This window comes from Nocardiopsis sp. NPDC055551 (assembly GCF_053619415.1).
Genome location: NZ_JBSHJJ010000022.1, coordinates 2,034 through 6,584, shown reverse-complemented (window position 1 = coordinate 6,584; position 4,551 = coordinate 2,034). Strand labels below are relative to the sequence as shown.

The 4,551-nt window shown below is 43.6% G+C and carries 7 protein-coding genes; all 7 read left to right on the top strand.

What is annotated here, in order from left to right; translation table 11 throughout:
• The first annotated feature begins 271 nt into the window (after window positions 1–271).
• Window positions 272–586, top strand: a complete 315-nt coding sequence (locus ACWGSK_RS27470; protein ID WP_382823936.1) for a hypothetical protein — start codon at window positions 272–274, stop codon at window positions 584–586.
• A gap of 102 nt (window positions 587–688) precedes the next feature.
• The gene (locus ACWGSK_RS27465; protein ID WP_377998110.1) at window positions 689–1,003 is read left to right on the top strand and encodes a hypothetical protein; all 315 of its coding nucleotides are present in this window, start codon (window positions 689–691) and stop codon (window positions 1,001–1,003) included.
• On the top strand, window positions 991–1,545 hold the full coding sequence (locus ACWGSK_RS27460) for a hypothetical protein (RefSeq protein WP_376642749.1): 555 nt from the start codon (window positions 991–993) through the stop codon (window positions 1,543–1,545). Before ACWGSK_RS27465 ends, ACWGSK_RS27460 begins: the two co-directional genes overlap by 13 nt.
• Before the next feature lie 50 nt (window positions 1,546–1,595).
• Window positions 1,596–1,844 (top strand): hypothetical protein, encoded by a 249-nt coding sequence (locus ACWGSK_RS27455; RefSeq protein ID WP_376642747.1) that lies wholly within the window; start codon window positions 1,596–1,598, stop codon window positions 1,842–1,844.
• Window positions 1,822–2,463, top strand: a complete 642-nt coding sequence (locus tag ACWGSK_RS27450; RefSeq protein WP_376642745.1) for a hypothetical protein — start codon at window positions 1,822–1,824, stop codon at window positions 2,461–2,463. Before ACWGSK_RS27455 ends, ACWGSK_RS27450 begins: the two co-directional genes overlap by 23 nt.
• 315 nt (window positions 2,464–2,778) lie before the next feature.
• Window positions 2,779–3,837, top strand: a complete 1,059-nt coding sequence (locus ACWGSK_RS27445; protein ID WP_376642743.1) for a hypothetical protein — start codon at window positions 2,779–2,781, stop codon at window positions 3,835–3,837.
• A gap of 59 nt (window positions 3,838–3,896) precedes the next feature.
• On the top strand, window positions 3,897–4,145 hold the full coding sequence (locus ACWGSK_RS27440; protein WP_080467411.1) for a hypothetical protein: 249 nt from the start codon (window positions 3,897–3,899) through the stop codon (window positions 4,143–4,145).
• Window positions 4,146–4,551: the final 406 nt, after the last annotated feature.

Genomic DNA, 4,551 nt, shown 5'->3' with positions numbered 1-4,551 from the left:
ATACAAGAAGACTACCCAGCGTAACCGTGTGCTTTTGTCCGGACACGGACGATCCACGTAGGTTGACGATAGAGAGTACGGTAAATGGAAACTGGAAGGTATTCTTGAAGAAGGTTTATTCATTCAACCAAAAACGTATTATGAAAAATATGCTGATGAAATAAAACCAGAAGAAATAGAAAAAGAAATATCCTCTTTTTCTCGGAATGTATTTAATTATCCCGAAAAAAGCAAAGTAAAACAATATCGTTTGGTCAAAGGTTCGGAGACAATGAAATTTAAAGGCATTCCCGGCGCGTATATCAAGAAATTAAATAGAGGGGTATATTATGATATCCTAGAGAAATTAAAAAGCTTACAGGCGCGTCAGGAGCGCGGAGAAATGATAACGAAAAAAGAAGCCTATTATTCTATTTATAAAGGCGAATTAAAAAGACGAAAATTTGCTACTATGCTTAAAATGGGTTCTGACGATTTTGATTTAAAGCAGGAAGTAAACAAGGGAATTTTACTAACGAATAGACAGAAAAGAAATATGGACTATATTAAAAATACAAGTCGTCCGCATGTGTCGTGTGACTTTTAAAAGAGTCGGGAAATTCATTTTCCCGGCTTTTTATTTTGCCTAAAAATAATTAAATATGAAATTAATTCATTTATTTTTATTTTTTGTCTTGAAATCGAACACATGTTCCTATATTATTTAATTTATCGAACAGAAATAGGACAAAAGGAGGATTTATTTTCTATGCCAAAAGAACTAGAAGAAAAAGAAGAAAAATCGTCTGCTGAAGAAACACCGAAAAAAGAGGAACAGGAGGACGCGCCAAAATGGGCAAAGAATCTGCTACAGGACATCCAAAACCTGATGGGAACAAAGGAACAGCCGCAGGGACAAGCACAGGAAATTCCAGTACCGGAACCGCCAAAAGTGGAGGAACCGGAGGAAGAGGAACAGCCAGCACCAAGCAAAGCGAAAACGCTCCTCGGGTGGTTATGGTAGATGTGCCGGGAAGTGACCAGGAGGAACAGCCGAAAAAGAAACGCGGTCGCCCTCCTGGTACTGGCACGAAAAAGAAAAGCGCAGCCAAGAAAAAGACGGCGGGCAATGTTGATTCATCCCAGCTGAAAATGCTGTTACTGACGACAAGCGCGATCGTGGCAGCACGACCTGGGATGGAAGACTTTGCATTAACCGCCGATGAAGCCGAACAGATATGTACGCCACTCGCAAACATCATGGCGAAGTCTGAAGGCGTGGCGGGTGTCGCCAGTGAGTATGCAGACCATATAGCGTTACTCATTGCGTGCTTTACGATCTTTATACCTAAATTCATTATGTGGAAATCCAAACAACCTAAAAAGAAAGAGGTACAGAAAAATGTCTTGCCAAAACGAGAACTACCAAAACAACCAACAGAACAACGAGGAAATGAAAGCGCGCCTGAAAGAACTAATCAAAAGCCTGCTGAACGATCTGGGGAACCCACTAGTAAGCAATTTGGCGGCTCCTTACATCAACTCATCCCTTTCGGAGGATATTGATGTCTTAAAATTCCTCAACCATTTAGAGGGGATGATCGACTATGTCCGGTATGGTGACGCTGAAGCAAGGTGACTTCTATTACAACATCCCCATGCATGAATACAGCCGTTATTGGTTTGAACACTTGGACATTATCGAACAGGGCGAGGAATTTTTAGTTGTGGAGAAAATCCCTTACGACAAAATCCCGAAACCGTCCATCATGGCTGCTATGAAAAGAGGTAAAGGCGTGAAGCGTGTTGTGAAAGCTTACAGCACGAAAGGAAGTGGAAAACATGCGAATGACAATTGGCGATGACGAACACGTTTTTATCTGTGGTCAAACCGGTACAGGTAAATCGGTTGTCGCTGAGGTATATCTCGCTGGGAAAGACCATGTGGTAAAGCTTGATACGAAAGGCGAAGTACACGAGCGCCGCAAGAAACGGCAGGAATTGTGGCATGGCTTGCAGGAAGGTAAGGACTTTACTGTGGTTCACCGATTGGAAGACGTGTCCGAGGTCGAGACGCCGAAAATTATCTATTGCCCGGTCGCTGAAGAATTAGAGCCGGAATATTACAACGCGCTCATGAGCTGGGTGTACAAGCGTGAAAATACGATTCTATGGATAGACGAATTAATGGAAGTCGCGCCAAGCGCCCATAACTACCCGAAAGAATTGAAAGCCTTATACACGCGCGGGCGTTCGAAAGAAGCAGTCGTTTGGGCTTGTACCCAGCGCCCAACAGACATTCCGGTCATTGCTATGGCCAACAGTTCACACTATTTCATTTTCACCATGCAAAACCCGGATGACCGTAAAAAGATTGTGAAAGCAACAGGGATGCCGCAATTTATGGAGCAACCCGGCGGGCACAATTTTTGGTATTGGAAAGTGGGTATGCAAAACCCGGTACTAGCAAAATTGAAGCTTTAAAGGAGGTGATGACTTGGAGACACGAAAATTTGCAGGTGTCGGGCTGAAGAACATGATTGTCATTGCGCTATTCACAATGATGGTCATTGTCGTAACAAAGGTTATTGTCACGAAGCATCCGGTTAACGGTGTGACGCAATTAGTAAACGCAGTATAAGGAGGAAAAAAGCATGAAGGTTAAATGGTTAGTTCATACGTTCATTACTGTATTTATCACGATGGTTTTCATGTGGATTATTAAGAAAGCTTCAGCAAAATATCATATCCCGGTTGTATCTACAATCGCGGCAGAAGTCTAAGGAGGAATTTTAATTTATGGCAACTCAACAGCAACTATCAGCACAGGCAAAGGCTCAACTATTCTCGCAGGCTACCCGCCAAACATGGCAGATGATGGGTACACAGACAGTGACAGAGGACGCACAAACGGTATCATTCAACCTACCGAAAGTACGCCTGCTATCACAAATTTTAGTTGAATTTGACGCGACTGTCTCTCTCAAATCGCAGAACGCGGCAATTCCAACTAAACCATTTTCACCATACCAGATTATCAGAAATATTGCACTGGAATTAAACAGTGGATTCCGTCCTTTTGTTGTGTCAGGCGAAGCCCTTCACCTATACAGCTTAAACCGATTGAATCCAGACGTTCTATTACCTGCATCAAGTCCGCGGGCGTTATCTTACATTGAAACAGCCGCGAGCACGTCAGGTAAAGACGCGCGTATTAAATTCCAAGTCGCGCTGCCATTAACTTTAAACCAACGTGACCCGGTCGGTCTTATCTTGCTACAAAACGAGGAGACAACCGTTTCCCTTCAGATTGATACAGCACGCGCGCAAGACGCGTATCAGTTGGCTACTGGAGACACCGTTACACTGAAGCAATTGAAAATCACGCCGACAATTGAAACGTTCTCCGTCCCTTCTGTACCACAAGCTATGCCGGATATTTCTGTCCTGAAGCTTGTAAACGAAAAAGGCGAACAGTTCACCGGGAACGGTCAAAATATCGTGAAGCTTCAGACAGGGACGATCTACCGTAAACTCATGTTTTACTTTACGGATGAGTCAGGCAACCCGCTGAAGGACAGCGACTTTGCGGGCAACTTGGAATTGGTATTTAACCAAGCCGACATCCCTTACAGCATTAAGCCGTCAGCACTTGCAGCCCGAAATCATTCGGACTTGGGTTATGTCTTACCGGATGGGGTTTATGTGTTTGACTTCTCTAACCAAGGCTTGCCAAACCTCGGCGGCTCTCGTGACTATATTGACACCGAACGTCTTACAGAGTTTTGGATTCGCTTCAATACTCAAAAAGGCGGGCGCGTGAAAATCGTTGCTGAAAAGCTTTCACGCTTGCATTAATACACGCGGGAGGGCTTTTCCCTCCTTTTCTTATTTGACTACTACGAAGGAGGATTTATATGAACGCACCATCACAAATGGGTCTAGGTGAAATGTTCTACCATGCCGCAGACTTATATCCAAACATGGGGTTTATGAGTACCCGAACGTCTACAGTTCCCGAAGCTGAAGATCAAATGTCTCTTGTCGATGATGAGGACACAGCAAAAGAGCATGACGTAAAGCAAGACCCTATTACATCAAAACAAATCTTGCTGGGGTTCGGCATTGTGTTCCTTGTCGTATTCCTATTCTCGGCAAGGGTGTAGGGGGTGTGACTTGTGGAGCAAATCTATTCAATCCTATTAAATAACGGAGCCATGGGCGTAATGCTCGCGTGGTTCATGTTCAAACAATCAAAGGATAACGAACAGACACGGGAAATTCTAACCGATCTGAAAATGGTTATTTCAAAAATCGGGGGTGCGTCAAGCAATGACTAAAATTCTTGTTCTCACCGTTATTATCATCGTGTTTTGGTTCTTCTTTATCCGCCGCAAAAAGAAGGGATAACACATGGAAAAAGGTCTTTTGTTTTTCACGCTGGCGCTCACAGCCATATGGATTATTCTTGATGACTTTTATGGCGGCAAACACCTGTCAAAGATGGCACAGAAAATGACGCCTGACATTTCTACACCGATGGACGTTGTAAAAGATGGTTGGGAATCTACA